The organism is Gottfriedia acidiceleris (genome assembly GCF_050457485.1).
GTDB lineage: Bacteria > Bacillota > Bacilli > Bacillales > Bacillaceae_G > Gottfriedia > Gottfriedia acidiceleris_D.
Window position 1 is genome coordinate 233,589 of sequence record NZ_JBCMJM010000007.1, and the last position, 15,737, is coordinate 249,325.

Here is a 15,737-nt window from a genome sequence, read left to right on the forward strand (position 1 = left end):
AATTTAACATGTTTTTACGAAAATAAAACTAATTGTTTTTCGACAAAACAACCTGTCGATTCGATAGGTCGATAGTCTTAGTTTTTTAAGGGATTATTATAAAATGGTGAGTTCTCACTTAAATTTAGTAGGAAATTCGACAAAATTTTTGAAAAATTCCAAAGGATATAAGTTTTTCTTATATCTATATTTAAATTTCTAATTTTATTATAAAATTCAGATTATTTACAATGAAGACAACCGAGAGAGATAGAGATGAATAAAGTCGAAATCGGGAGAAAGTAGAGTGTTTGTCCAGTTGTATATTGTCACAATAGAGGACGAAATTACAATTTCTGAACAAAATCTACAAAATATGACAATCTGGAGGAATGGGGATATGAAAAAGAGAAACGTAAAGAAAAAATTCGTCAAAAATGCCACTGTCCTAGCTTTAGGGGCAGGGTTAATCTCAAGTAGTTATGGTGCTTCTTATTTTGCTTCACCAACTAGAGCAAATGCTGCAAGTGTAACAAGTGCAGAGACGATTTTAGCTAATTTAACAGATGCTCAAAGACAAGCATTAAAACAGCTTACAACAAATGATCAATCTGGATTATTTGTAAATGATAAAGTTGATTTAAATAGTTCAGAGCAGACATCTGTTATTGTCCAATTTAAACAAAACCCTCATAAAGTTGCCGTTTTAGAAGCAGCTTTAAAAGGTAATAGTTTATCAGATAGTCAAGCTAAAAGTTTAGTAGATGGAGATCATGCTACGTTTAAAGATGATCTACAAGATATGGCAAAAGCAGATAATACGACTTATAAAATCAATCGTGAATATAAAAATACATTTAATGGTGTATCTTTAAAATTACCTGCAAATAAAATTAAATCACTATTAAACTCAAAAGCTGTTAAAGCAGTATACAGCAACACAATGGTACATGTTGAAGAGCCAGCAACAGAAGCTACTCCTTCTAAAGAAGCTAAAGGTAGCGGTATGGCAGCAGAAAATAGTTATTTAAACATTAATAAATTACATGATGAAGGTTTCACAGGAAAAGGTATTAAAGTAGGTGTTCTTGATACAGGAATCGATTATAACCATCCTGATTTAACAACTGCTTATAAAGGATACCATGCTCAAACAGGTGTTGATCCGAAAACGGTTGATCCGAATTCAGTAAAAGGTTGGGATTTTGTCGATAATGATGCAGACCCAATGGAAACAACTTATGCTGATTGGGTAAAAGCTGGAAAACCAGTAGCTGATCCAAGCGCTTATTACACCGAACATGGTACACACGTATCAGGTACAATTGCTGGACAAGGTAAAAATGATAGTGACTATGCTACGAATGGTGTTGCTCCAGATGCCGATCTTTATATGTACCGTGTATTAGGACCAGGTGGTGGAGGTTCATCTGATGGAATTATTGCAGGGATTGAAAAAGCAGTAAATGACGGAATGGACGTAATTAACCTGTCACTAGGTGCAAATTACAATGATCCATTGTTCCCAACTGCAATTGCTATTAATAATGCTGTATTAAGCGGAGTAACAGCGGTAGTGGCAGCTGGAAATGCAGGGAACGGAATGTATACATTAGGTACGCCAGGTAACTCGTCATTAGCATTAACTGTTGGTGCAAGTGACGTTCCAAATGATGTAGCAACAATGAAAGGTACACTTGACAATACAAAAGTAGATATGCGTTTAATGGCAAAAGGATTTAATGATAATATCAATGATTTACTGACAAAGCAATTACCAATCGTAACAGTTGGTACTGGTCAATCTTTTGAATACTTCGGTGCCAATGCACGAGTTGATGGAAAAGTTGTGTTAATTCAGCGTGGCACAAGCACAATTAATGATAAAATTCTACAAGCAAAATTACGCGGTGCAGCAGCTGTAATCATTTACAACAATAATGCAGCTGAAGGTCATTTGCCGTTTAATTTAGGTGAAGGGAATGACTTTATCCCTGCATTCTCATTAACTAATGCAGATGGCCTAGCATTAGCACAAAAAGTTGCAAATACAACAAACCCAGTCTTCTCATTTAGTGATTTAGGAAAATTTACAATGAGTGGTGACAACTTAGCTGATTTTAGCTCACGTGGTCCCTCAAGATTAACGTACGATATTAAACCTGAAATTACTGCACCAGGTGTAAATGTATTATCAACAGTTCCAGGCTATGTTAATAGTCCGAACAACCCAACAGATTATAAAAATGCTTATCTACGTATGTCAGGAACATCAATGGCTACACCATTTACATCAGGGGTAGCAGCTTTATTATTACAAGCTAAACCAGATTTACAACCAGAAGATGTAAAAGCAATTTTAATGAATACAGCAGATCCATTAAGCAAGCCTTACAGCGTATTTGAAATCGGAGCAGGTCGTGTTGATCCTTACAGTGCTATTCACTCTAACTTTGAGATTAAAGTAGATGAAAAAGCACCAACAGTTATTAATAACAAAGTGAAATTAATAAATGAAAAAACAGGCGCAATTAGTTACGGAAACATGGCAGCAACAGGTTCTGATTTAGCTGATACTCGCACAATTACATTATTTAACAAAGCTGAAAAAGCTAAAACATTTAATGTAAGTGTAAAATTCAATATAAATTTACGTGGATCTAAAGATGCAGCAGCAAATGGTGTAACAGTTAAAACTGATTCTTCCATTACATTAAAAGGAATTTCGCAAAAGAAAACAAATGTAACATTAACGATTCCAAAGTCAGCTGAAAAAGGAATTTATGAAGGATACATTAATTATACAAACAAAGATAATCCAGCTGAATCTTACCGAGTTCCATTTGGCGTACATTATGTGGAGCAAGGATTTAATTCATTTACTTTAGATCGTCATTCAGTACCAGCATCAACGATACAAACAAGTCAAATGTGGAACAGAGGGTTAATTGGTACATTTAATTTAAAATCGCATATGAGATATGTTGATATATTTGTAACAGATCCTAAGACAGGTAAAGATATAGGCTATCTTGGTTATATGGATGGTATTCAATTAAATGAGGGAGTAGATATTTCTTCTTACCTATATAAAGGATATTACTATCCGTTAACGAATGACCCAAGCAATCCAATTTCGTCTCATACAGCAAACCCAACAGAAGGTCAATATCAATTAAAATTAGTTGGAACTGATGATAATGGTGAAACATATACGGTTACTCAAGACTTCTTTGCTGATAAAACGAAGCCAAAATGGGATATGCATGTTGATGGTGAAAAGCCTAATAATCCATTTGTTGAATTTAAAGATGGACAAGCTACTCTTGGTTTAACAGCTAATATTACAGATAATAATGTTGCTGTTAAACAAGCAGCAGGTATGCAAGCTGACCAATCACAAAATCAAATTTACTATTCATATAATAGCCCGTATGTAAATGGTTATCTTGATATTAACAAAGACGGAAATGCTACTGATGAAATTGCGATGCTACCATCACAACAAATTTTACCTGTAAAATTTGAAGGGACAGACGAAGCATCAAATGGATACATTCAAAAACAATATTATTTTGTAAATGAAAAAACACCTTATATTTACGGACAACCAAATGTCCCTACAAAATTAAACCGAGTATTGGCAAATGAAGGTGATACTATAAAAGTAACATTAACAGCAAATAATGTTAGCAAGCTAACAAAAGTTAATTACAATTTTTCAACAAATACAACAAATACAGAAATAAAAGACATTTCATTAAATCCTGAAGCACAAAAGTTTGGTGGAACACTTACTGTAAATAAAACAACTTCAGGAACAAACGTAAAAAATGATGTAAATGTAACGTTTGATGGAAGTAAAGAAGTTTCTGGCGATATTCCAATGGTTGACGTAACGATTAAAATTCCAGATAATGTTGGACCAGGGTGGGTTTCAAGCTTTAGCTTTGTAAGTACGAAATTGACAGATGTGAATAATACAGTAACACAACCATTTACGTACATTGCTCCAATTGGAATTTTATCAAAAACAACAGAAGTATTTGGATATATTCAGGCTGAAGCATTAACGGATCCTATATTAGGAGTCAAAACTATGGATAACACAAAAATTAATCCAACGATCACTGTAATTGATAAAAATGGAACTGAAGTAAAATCAAGTACGCTAGACAGTAGAGGTCAATTTGATATTAAAGGAATCGCACCTCAAATGGAAGATTATAAAATTATTCAAGATATTCCAGGACATTTCACATTTTATGGAACATTTAATACTCAAACTGAATTTGATGGAGACGTTTCAGGTTTCTACCAACGCTTAGGTACAGAAACTCTGTGGCCAAAAGAAACTGCAGCAGGTGACGTGAATAAGGATAATGTTATTGACGTAATGGACGCGTTAGCATTCCAAACTTATTGGGGAACAAATAAACGTAGTGCTGATATTAACTTTGATGGTGTAGTTGATGCAAAAGATTTTGCATTCGTTGAGAAGAATTTCGGTATGCAAAATCCAACAATTGCTGCACCACCAAAACCAGTTAAGAAGTATAAAGGGAATACATTAGAATCAATTATGAATCAATTAAGCTTAGACTGATCACTAATATATAAAATTGCCTGTTCTCAAATTTGAGAACAGGTTTTTTTTGTATGGATAATATCATTTCATAGCTTTAATTTCAAGTAAACGCAATTAGGTTTACTTGAAACTTAACTTGGCTGAAAGGTTATTCTAATAGTTTATTAAAATAACTTTAATTTTGGAGTTATTAGATCAGATTATAAATAATTAGACAAATTTTAATGTTATTTTACGTAAAAATACAATTATTTTTACGACAAAGAATATTGTCGAATAATAAGGTATTTAGTAGTTTATTGTAATTTTATAAAGAAAATAAGAGGTGAATATTCAATGTTTTTATGATTTTTAAAGATGTTTCGACGTTATTTTCAATGAAATAAGTTTCTCTTATTTAGTTATAATGATTTCTAATTTTATTAGAAAATTCTGATTTTATATAATTTAATTAACACCAAGAGGAAGGAGAAGAGGGGTAAAGATTTATTCGAAAGATAGTAAGTTCATTCACTTTCATTAGAGAAAATCTCGTAATGGATCTTGAACAAATTCTATCAAAATTTAACTTAATAATCGCAGGAGGTTTGTTGAAATGGGGAAAAGTTTTGCAATAAAGAAATTTGTTAAAAATGCAACTGCACTTACATTAGGTGTAGGTTTAGTTGCAAGTAGTTTCCAATCTTCATATTTTCATTCTTTATCAAAGGCTAAAGCGGATTCTTTTACAACAAATGCTGAGTCAATTTTAGCTAAATTGACACCAGCTCAAAGACAAGCATTAAAACAGCTTTCAACAGATGATCAAACTGGCTTATTTTTGAGTTCAAAAATCGACTTAGATAGTCCAGACGAAGTTTCTGTAATGGTTCAATTTAATCAAAAGCCACATAAAGTAGCGGTATTAGAAGCGGCACTAAAAGGAACTAGTTTAACAGATAGTCAGGCTAAAAGTTTAGTAGATGGTGACCACGCTACATTTGACAAAGATTTGAAAGCGCTATCTAAAGATGAAAAAATGACTTATAAAATTAGTCATGAATATAAAAATGCTTTCAATGGTGTATCGATTAAGATCCCTGCAAATAAAATTAAAGCACTTCTAAAATCAAAAGCAGTAAAAGCGATTTATAGTAACTTAACAGTTCAATCTGAGAAGCCTACTAGTGAAGCAACACCTTCTAAAGAAGCAGCAGTACACGGGATGGCTGCAGAAAACAATTTCTTAAATGTAAATAAATTACATGCTGAAGGTTATACAGGTAAAGGGATTAAAGTAGCGGTACTTGATACAGGTGTCGACTATAATCATCCTGATATCTCACCAGCGTATAAAGGATACCGTGCACAACCAGGTGTTGATCCTAAAACAATTAATCCAAACTCGGTAAAAGGTTGGGACTTCATCGACAATGATGCTGATCCGATGGAAACTACTTATGCGGATTGGGTTAAAGCTGGAAAACCTGTATCAGATCCAAGTGCATACTATACTGAACACGGGACGCACGTTTCAGGAACAATTGTTGGACAAGGTAAAAATGATAGTGATTATTCAACAACTGGTATAGCACCAGATGCAGATCTATATGTATACCGTGTATTAGGCCCTGGTGGAAGTGGAGCAGATGACGGAATAGTTGCTGGTATTGAAAAAGCAGTAGCAGATGGTATGGATGTTATGAACCTTTCATTAGGTGCGAATATTAATAATCCGATGTCAGTCGAAGCAATTGCAATTAATAATGCTGTATTAAGTGGAGTAACTGCAGTTGTAGCGGCAGGTAACGCAGGAAATGGAATGTACACATTAGGTACTCCAGGAAATGCTTCATTAGCACTTACTGTTGGAGCGAGTGATGTTCCAAGTGAAATCACAACAATGAAAACAAAAGTTGATGATCAAACATCTGACTTACGATTAATGGCAACCGGATTTGATAGTAATTTAAGCACATTATTATCGCCATCTCAGCCACTTCAAGTAATTAATGTTGGTTTAGGCACTTCAGCTAACTATTTCGGTGCAAATGCTCGTATAGACGGTAAAGTTGCATTAATTCAGCGTGGTTCAAACACAATTAATGATAAAATTTTACAGGCAAAAAACCGTGGTGCAATTGGCGTTATTATTTACAATAATAATGTAGCAGAAGGTCATTTACCGTTTAACTTAGGTGAAGGAGTAGACTTCGTACCTACATTCTCTATGACGAATGCAGATGGACTTGTGCTAAATCAAAAAATACCTCAATACACTACTAAAAGCATTTCATTTAGTGATCTTGGTAAAATCGGCTTAGCTGGCGACAATTTAGCAGATTTTAGTTCTCGTGGCCCTTCACGAATCACATATGATATCAAACCAGAAGTTACTGCACCTGGTGTGAGTGTATTATCAACAGTACCAGGATTTGTTCATAATCATGATAATCCATCCGATTACAAAATTGCTTACGAAAGAATGTCTGGTACATCAATGGCTACGCCAAATGTTGCAGGTATCTCAGCATTACTATTACAAGCTAAACCAGATTTACAACCAGAGGATGTAAAAGCAATTTTAATGAATACGGCTGACCCATTAAGTAAGGATTATAGCGTATTCGAAGTTGGTGCAGGCCGCGTTGATCCATACAGCGCTATTCATTCGAATTTTGAGATTAAAGTAGAAGAGAAGTTCCCAACAATTATTAACAATAAAGAAAAATTAGTAAAAGAAAACTCTGGTGCAATTAGCTTTGGCAATAAAGCTTTTGACGGCAATGATACAGTGGATACTCGTACTGTTACATTGTTCAATAAGAGCGAAAAGGCGAAAACATTTAATGTGAGTGTTAAATTCAATACGAATTTACGTGGTTCAAAGGATGCAGCAGCAAACGGTGTAACATTACAAACAGATTCTACAATTACATTAAAAGGAATTGCACAAAAGAAAACAAATGTGACATTAACAATTCCAAAAACAGCGGATAAAGGCCTTTATGAGGGTTATGTCATTTATACAAACAAAGATAATTCTTCAGAAACATATAAAGTTCCATTCGGAGTTCACTATGTTGAAGAAGGGTTTGACTCGTTCTCTTTAAGTAGACATTCTTCTCCAGAATCATTGTCTCAATCAAGTCAAAAATGGGATCGATGGATTGGAGCAAATTTAAGTCTAAAGTCACATATGAATACAATCGATGTGGTAATAGCTGATTCTAAAACAGGTAAAGATTTAGGCTATATTGGAACGTTTTACGGTTTACTTATGAATGAAGGTGTTAATTACTCAGTTGGTCAATTTTATCAAGGATACTATATGCCATTCACAAATGATCCAGATAATCCAATTGCAACTAATATTGAGGATCTTGTTGTACCAAAAGCTGGACAATATACATTTAAATTAATTGGTCAAAATGATAATGGTAAAACATTTACAGTTTCTGATGACTTCTTCGTCGACAATACCAAACCGAAATGGGACATGCAAGTAGAAGGTGAAGTACCAGGAAAGCAAATTGTTGAATATAAAGATGGTCAAAATACTTTAGCTATGACTGCCCATATTTCAGATGATAATATCGCTGTAAAAAAAGCTGCTGGAATGAATGCCGATCAATCGCAAAATGAAATTTATTACACATATAATGATTTCTTCCCTAACGGTAATTTAACGCTTGATAAAGACGGAAATGCAGCAGATGAGATCGAGATGATGCCTAGTTTAAAAGCTTTAAGTGTAAAATTTGAAGGAATGGATGAGGCTACAAACGGCTATTTACAAAAGCAATATTATTTTGTAAATGAGCATACGCCTTATGTATATGGTCAACCAAATATACCTACAAAATTAAATAACGCGATTTTAAAACCAGGTGATAAGTTTACATTAACTTTAACTGCTAACAATGTATCAAAAATAATGAAAGCGAACTACAAGTTCTCAGATACAGCAGGTAATAAAATAACAAATATCGCATTAAATCCTGAAGCACAGAAGCTTGGAGGAACACTTGATGTTAAACAAACTACTTCGGGTAGTGTCATTTCATCAGATGTTACTGTAAACTTTAATAATTCAACAGGAGTATCTGGTGATATTCCAATGGTAGATTTAACGATTGAAGTTCCGAAAACAGCTCTTCCGAGTGATGGAGTTAGTACATTGAGATCTGTATCATCTATGTTTACAAATTTAGATAATACTACTACAAGACCGTTTACTGTTATAACTCCAATGGCTATCTTTACAAACCAAACAGAAATTAGAGGATATATCCATGCAGAAGGTCTAACTGTAAATGGTCAGTGGGATGGAACTCGAGATTACTCTAAAGTCTCACCAACATTAACAATTGTTGATAGTAAAGGAAAAGAAGTAAAATCTAATGTTGTAGCTAAGAATGGTACATTTGACATTTTAGGATTGGCTCCGACTAAAGATGATTATACATTCATTCAAGATATTCCAGGTCACTTTACGACGTATAAAAAGTTTAATACTTACGAAGAGTTAGATGGAGTATTGTATGGTAGAGTATATCAAGTAGGGTTAGAGACAACACCTTATGCAACAGCTGGTGACGTTAACAAAGATGATGTGATTGATATTAAGGATGCTCAAGCAATTCAAACATATTGGGGCACGAATAAACGCAGTGCTGACATTAACTTTGACGGTACGGTAGATGCGAAAGACTTTGCATTTGTTGAAAAGAACTACTTAATGCAAAATAAATATATTGCAGCACCACCAAAACCAGTTAAAAAGTATAAAGGTGAAACGCTAGAAACAATTAAGAGTGAATTAGGTTTATAATAAGAAGTTGCCTGTTCTCAAAAGATTGAGAACAGGCTCTTTTATATGATTATAATTGTGATTGGATAAAATTGTATTTGAATTATATTAATTTTATAAGTTAATAGGTAAATAGGGTGATATAATCTTAAATATAGATTGAAAAACAGGGAATTCGTATACAGGTATTTTGTATGAATTTGTAGAAGTAAATAGAATATATAATAGTAGAAATAAGTTTATTGTAATAGAGGCCTAATTAAAAGAGAGAGAATATTTAAAAAATAGGTCTTTTTTCATAATGGTCGGTCGATATGGGATATTGTTGGAAGGGGAAATACATGAATATCGAAAAATTAGAGTATCTTGTTGAGGTAGCAAAAACGGGTTCTTTTTCAATTGCTTCACAAAATCTGTATGTTAGTCAGTCAGCTATTAGTCAGTCAATCGTCAGTTTAGAGAAAAAACTAGGTGTGAAATTATTCGAACGATCAAGAGGGAATAGTGCAGTTCCAACAATTGAAGGAGAAGAAATTATTACGATTGCAAAAGAGATGTTTATTAAGTTTCAGGAACTCGTGGAAAAAGCGAATGTTATTAACGGCAACATTTCAGGTAAATTAAAAATTTCAGCTGTACCAGGTTTTACAACAACTCTTTCAAAACCAATCTCATCTATAAAAAATGAATACCCTAAAATCAACATTGAAATCTACCAGAAACCAGGAAACGATATTGTTGATGATATTATTGAAGGACGAAGTGATATAGGGATTGTTCCATTTTTTAATCAAATATTTGAAAATAATGATCAACTTATTACTAGGCATTTTTTAGATGCTAAAATGAAGTTACTAGTTAGTAAGAAATCGCCGTTAGCTGAAAGAAAATTTGTTACACCAGAAGAAATTGTGAAAGAATCTCTTATACTTTATAACGGCGAATATATTCAAATTTTTAAGCGTAATTTCTTTAATAAATTTGGAGAAATGAATGAATTATTTGCAACAACTAATATTGATATGTTAAAGAATACGATATCGGATACTTTATGCGTATCATTTGTACCAGATTTTAAAAATGTTGATTACAATTTTGGTGATCAATATGTTTTAATTGATATAGTTGACTACGAGGAAGTAAATTTTCATTATGTATGGATTATGTCTAGTAAAAAACATTTATCTAGGTTGATAAGAGATTATATTGCAATTTTAAAAGAAGAATTAAATTAATTTGTCATTATTTTATATATTTTAATTTTTTAAGTGGATGAATACTTCATCCACTTTTTTTTTGATTTTTCTATTCCCAAAACTAATATTGATTCGGTATAATGAAAAAATATGCAAAATTATTTAGAAATACTATTCTTGTATTACTCTAAATAGTCTAAATTGTAAAAAAATTACTTCTATTTTTCGTCAAATTATGATAGTTTTAATTAAGTGCATTGCTCTAATGAGAGTAAAAAAAATGAAAACGCTATCACATTTAAGAATCTAGGAAATAAATACTGTTTTACTATTTTTTACATAAAGGAGGGAGGATTTACATCTTTACACTATTAATCATCTAGGATTACTATTAATTTAGGTAGTTAAGACTGTGTATTACCACAGGTCACCAAATTTATGTGATATTTAGATTAGAAGAGTATTGAAACAACTTATAAATAAAAGCAGTCTTTTCGTATTAGGGGAATTTTCAATTCAAACATAAAAGAGGTGTATTCATGCAAAATACAAACCGTAAAAATGATTTTATTCAAAGTTCTGCTCCTCAAAAAGAGCATTTAGAGAGAAAACTAAAAACAAGACATTTAACGATGATCGCGATGGGTGGTACGATTGGTACTGGTCTATTTCTAGCGAGTGGAGCAACAATACATGATGCAGGGCCAGGTGGAGCCCTTGTTGCTTATTTAATCGCTGGTATCATGGTTTATTTCCTTATGACTAGCTTGGCTGAAATGGCAACTCTTATTCCAATTTCGGGTTCTTTTAGCACATATACTTCAAGATTTGTCGATCCAGCTCTTGGTTTTGCTGTTGGTTGGAATTATTGGTATAACAATGCAATTATCCTTGCTTTAGAATTATCAGCTTCGGCTTTAATTATGAAATATTGGTTCCCACATACTCCAGGGATCGTATGGAGTTCTATATTCCTTATTTTAATTTTTGGATTAAATGTACTGTCTGTAAAAGGATATGGAGAATCTGAGTTTTGGTTTTCAATTATTAAAGTAGCTACAATCATTATTTTTATTGTAATTGGATTATTAATGATTTTCGGTATTATGAGTGGTCATACAGGTGGATTTGATAATTTCACAAAAGGAGAAGCACCATTTAAAGGTGGTATCTTATCGATCTTTAGTGTATTTATGATTGTAGGTTTCGCTTTCCAAGGAACCGAAATGGTTGGAGTAACTGCAGGGGAAAGTGAAAATCCTGAAAAGAATATTCCAAAAGCAATCAAACAAATCTTTTGGCGTATTTTATTATTCTACGTATTAGCGATTTTCGTTATCGGCTGTTTAATCAGCTATACAGATCCAAACTTATTAGGTGGAGATGTTGATAGTATTGCGATTAGTCCATTTACTTTAGTATTCAAACACGCTGGACTTGCTTTTGCAGCTGCTGCAATGAATACAGTTATTTTAACTTCAGTTTTATCAGCAGGTAATTCAAGCTTATACGTTGGTTCTCGTGTATTATGGGTATTAGCTGAAGAAGGAAAAGCACCAAAGTTCTTAAGAAAAGTAAACAAAGGTGGAGTTCCAGTAAGTGCATTAATTGCGACAACTCTAATTGGTGCGCTTTGCTTTTTAACTTCATTATTTGGTGATGGTACAGTATACAATTGGTTATTAAATGCAGCGGGCTTAGCTGGTTATATTTCTTGGTTAGGCATTTCAATTACGCATTATCGTTTCCGAAAGGCGTATATCGCTCAAGGAAGAAAATTAAAAGATCTACCTTATTTAGCAAAATGGTTCCCACTTGGTCCAGTTTTAGCAACAGTTTTATGTTTAGTTGCAATGCTTGGAACGAATTATCAAGCGTTTTTCCAAGAAAAAATTGACTGGTATGGTATTGCAGTTTCTTATATTGGACTACCATTATTTATTCTTGGATACCTTGGCTATAAAGTAGTGATGAAAACGAAGAAGGTTAAATTAGAAGAAGCTGACTTCAGCAGAGAGTAATAATTAAATTAAAGCTCAATCTATTATTTGTATAGATTGAGCTTTTTTGCGTATTTTTTTACAGTATTTTGGAAAATTAATAAAGTCAGAATGTAGACAAACCATGAACATCAGAGTGATTGAAAACGTCTGTTTTTCGAGGCGCGAAGTCTAACGAGGAGCGGAGTTACTAAAGAAGGTATTGAACACCGGAGGCAGGCGAAGCAACGAAGAAAGTGAGCGTTTGTCAACAGTCTGAATGTAATTTTTTTTCGAAAGGAGGTATTAATAATGAGCAATTCATTAACAGAACTTGAATTAGAAAACCTTCGTCATATAATCGGAGGGCATAGTACAATCGCAAACAAATTAGAAGCATATGCGCAACAATGCTCTGATCCTGAATTAAAAGCCTTATTACAAAGAGACGCCCAATCAGCAACGCAATCTAAACAACAGCTATTAAATTTTTTAGGATAAGGGGATTGTTATAATGTTTCAAGATAAAGATATGGTCAATGATTATTTAGCAGGGCTTAACGCTAGTTTATCAGCTTACGCTGGATTCATTAATGAGTCTAATAATAACGAATTAAGACAAACTTTAATTCAATTACGTAATCAAGATGAAGCACGTCAGCGTGCACTGTACAATTATGCACTTCAAAAAGGATTTTACAAGCCTGCTGCACCTGCATCAGATGAGATCGTACAACAATTCAAATCTGAATTGACTTCAAATCAGTAATAATATAATTAATGCAATTGGATGAATTGTGTTAAATAGATAAGAAGTAAAAATCTAATAAAAAAGCTCAATCCTACATATGTAAGGTTGAGCTTTTTTGAATTTTTATGCTATAGAACAAATTTTCTTATAGCATTTTCTATTATTGTTCAAGCCATTCGATTGAAATGGATAATTTGTGCATACCGAAATCAGATTTATGGCTAATTTTAAATTCCATGTCTTCATCTGACATTTTAATTTCTCTGCCTCTAATTAAAAATTGATCAGTTTCAATTTGATTTGCAACTTTTTTTAATAGTTCAGCAAACTGAAGTTTTTTACCAACAAATTCTTCTTCCATTCTCATTGAATCTCACCTCGATTTAATTTATATTTAATGCTAATTTTAGAACAGCTATTTTTTCTTTATCAACTATATAGCTTTTGTTAAGTTTCTTTAGTTCTCCTGCTTCCTTCTTTTTAAAAGGTTTTTTTACATAACCGTAAAATTTATGTGGGTATAACATATCGATATAAATTATTTTTCTTTGGTCCTCGGTCAAAGGAAAAACTGAGGCATAAACGTCAATTAATCGCTCCATTTCTTCTAAATCCCAGGCTCCTAATTCTTCTATACGACCAACGATTAATTTACGAACATCTCTTAAAGGAATATCATATGCCAAATTATCTAGGTCTAATATATATACACCTTTTTCAGTTTGGAGCGCATTTCCTTTCCCGTAATCTTGATGACACATATATCCAAATTTCCCAATATCATCTACCCATTTGGTGTATGTTGAATTATTTAGCATGTCCACAGCTAGTTGTGCCATTTCAATCATTTCATCAGCGCTTGTTAAAAATGCTTGATGAAATTCAGAAGTCTCTGATTGTGAAATAATTTTCCATTCTTTCATTTCCTCTAGCATTGTATTGTAATGTCTTGGCCAAGCACCCATTCGGTCATACGTTTTCCAATCATCTGGAGGTGCAAAGCCAACCGAATCTAAATGAAATTGTGCAAGTCCCTTTAAGCCAATATCTAAGTGCTCTTGATTTTCTTCCATATCAAGATCAGTACCATCAATCCACTCATATAGAACTAGTCCAAAACCTTCGTGAACAAAAAATAGCTCATTATCCTTTGTTGGTATAATGCGAGCCACTAGCGCTCCTTTTTGGTAAAGATAGTCTTGCGCTGCAGTTGTGAAGTTAACAATTGGAATATTTTTTCTTATTCTTTTTAAACAAATGGTACCTATAGACGACTCGATTTTCCAAATCGTCTTAATACCTCCACCTTGAATGATCTTAATTTCATTAATTGTAATGCTTGGATAAAATTCATTCATTAATTTCTTACCTAATTCTAGATCATTTACTAAACTATCGAAATTATCCATTTAATAACACCTCATCGATACTGTTGAAAAATTTTTGTACAACAGTTTCTTTACTTAATTCAGTAGAGATCATATCTTTAATTTTTGATAAATGCTTTGCATAGGTCCATTTTGCTTCTCTATTTTCATAGTATTTTGAAATCTGACCATAAAATAAATGTGGAAAAAGAATATCTCCTTTTAGAATTTGATATTGTTCTTTTGTTAAAGGATTTACTTCATGATACGCTTTCAACATAGTAGTCATCAGATTTAAATCCCATGCATCTTGTTTTTTCATTACTTTATTCAAAATTTTTCGCATATCTCGTACTGGGAAATCCACAGTTAAAGAATCCATATCAAAGACATATAGTTTACCATCATTGCCAATTGCTAGATTTCCAGCTGCATAATCTTGATGACATAATGTCTTAACCTTATTTGTTTCTTCCATCCATTGTTCAAAATACGAAGCATTTAATATAGAGAGTGAATTTTGACACTGTACTAAAAATGTATCTACATGTTCCAAAAATAGCATATCCACTTCGTTTTTTTCAGTTACCTTAGCTCTTTCTTCCTTCCAATTTACTAATCTCTCGTATCTTCTTACTAAATCTGATTTCCATTCAACTAATAAATAAGAAGGAAACTCTCCATCAGTAAATTCTACTCCAGTAGATGCCTTATGAAATGAGGCCATACCATTTAATATCATTTTCAATTCGTTTTCGTACTTATATTCTGGCTGTCTTCCATAGACTGCTTCAAATACAACAAAATACTCGTCATCAATTTTCACAAATCCTTCATTTGATTTTGTTTTAATTACTTTTGGTGTATTAATACCATTCATAATTAAATAGTTAATCGCATGAACCATAAATTTAATATGATTTTCATCAAACGGAACTTTCTTCATAATAACTTCACCAATATCTGTTTCAATAGACCATACAGCTTTTTTTCCTTTAAATGAAAGCAAGTAGATATTTTTTACTTCAACAGGATATTGAGAAATTACTTTTTTCACAACATCAGCAAAAATTGTGTCCATTTAG

General features: G+C 32.7%; 9 protein-coding genes. 6 read left to right on the forward strand and 3 right to left on the reverse strand.

Translation table 11 applies throughout. The annotated features are described in order from the left end of the window. Window positions 1-379 precede the first annotated feature (379 nt). From ABEY15_RS07520 to ABEY15_RS07545, 6 genes are all read left to right on the forward strand, one after another. Window positions 380-4,585 carry a S8 family serine peptidase gene (locus ABEY15_RS07520; protein ID WP_429889500.1) on the forward strand — a complete coding sequence of 1,402 codons (4,206 nt, stop codon included), beginning with the start codon at window positions 380-382 and terminating at the stop codon, window positions 4,583-4,585. A 577-nt stretch (window positions 4,586-5,162) separates the two neighbouring features. Continuing rightward, window positions 5,163-9,380, forward strand: coding sequence for a S8 family serine peptidase (locus ABEY15_RS07525; RefSeq protein WP_429889501.1), 4,218 nt, complete (start codon window positions 5,163-5,165; stop codon window positions 9,378-9,380). A 320-nt stretch (window positions 9,381-9,700) separates the two neighbouring features. Beyond that, on the forward strand, window positions 9,701-10,594 hold the full coding sequence (locus ABEY15_RS07530) for a LysR family transcriptional regulator (protein ID WP_429889502.1): 894 nt from the start codon (window positions 9,701-9,703) through the stop codon (window positions 10,592-10,594). A gap of 500 nt (window positions 10,595-11,094) precedes the next feature. Continuing rightward, on the forward strand, window positions 11,095-12,576 hold the full coding sequence (locus tag ABEY15_RS07535; RefSeq protein WP_429889503.1) for an amino acid permease: 1,482 nt from the start codon (window positions 11,095-11,097) through the stop codon (window positions 12,574-12,576). A 270-nt stretch (window positions 12,577-12,846) separates the two neighbouring features. Continuing rightward, window positions 12,847-13,035 (forward strand): hypothetical protein, encoded by a 189-nt coding sequence (locus ABEY15_RS07540; RefSeq protein WP_429889504.1) that lies wholly within the window; start codon window positions 12,847-12,849, stop codon window positions 13,033-13,035. Window positions 13,036-13,048: 13 nt separating this feature from the next. After that, window positions 13,049-13,303, forward strand: a complete 255-nt coding sequence (locus tag ABEY15_RS07545; RefSeq protein ID WP_429889505.1) for a spore coat protein — start codon at window positions 13,049-13,051, stop codon at window positions 13,301-13,303. 142 nt (window positions 13,304-13,445) lie between these two features. Here the strand turns inward: ABEY15_RS07545 and ABEY15_RS07550 are convergent, their stop codons facing one another. Genes ABEY15_RS07550 through ABEY15_RS07560 form a run of 3 tightly spaced genes read right to left on the reverse strand, consistent with a single transcriptional unit; the run spans window position 13,446 to window position 15,733 of the window. Beyond that, a complete protein-coding gene (locus ABEY15_RS07550; protein WP_429889506.1) occupies window positions 13,446-13,652 on the reverse strand; it encodes a hypothetical protein in 207 nt (68 codons plus the stop codon). A gap of 16 nt (window positions 13,653-13,668) precedes the next feature. Beyond that, on the reverse strand, window positions 13,669-14,694 hold the full coding sequence (locus ABEY15_RS07555) for a CotS family spore coat protein (protein ID WP_429889507.1): 1,026 nt from the start codon (window positions 14,692-14,694) through the stop codon (window positions 13,669-13,671). After that, on the reverse strand, window positions 14,687-15,733 hold the full coding sequence (locus ABEY15_RS07560; protein ID WP_429889508.1) for a CotS family spore coat protein: 1,047 nt from the start codon (window positions 15,731-15,733) through the stop codon (window positions 14,687-14,689). Before ABEY15_RS07560 ends, ABEY15_RS07555 begins: the two co-directional genes overlap by 8 nt. Between the last annotated feature and the right edge of the window lie 4 nt (window positions 15,734-15,737).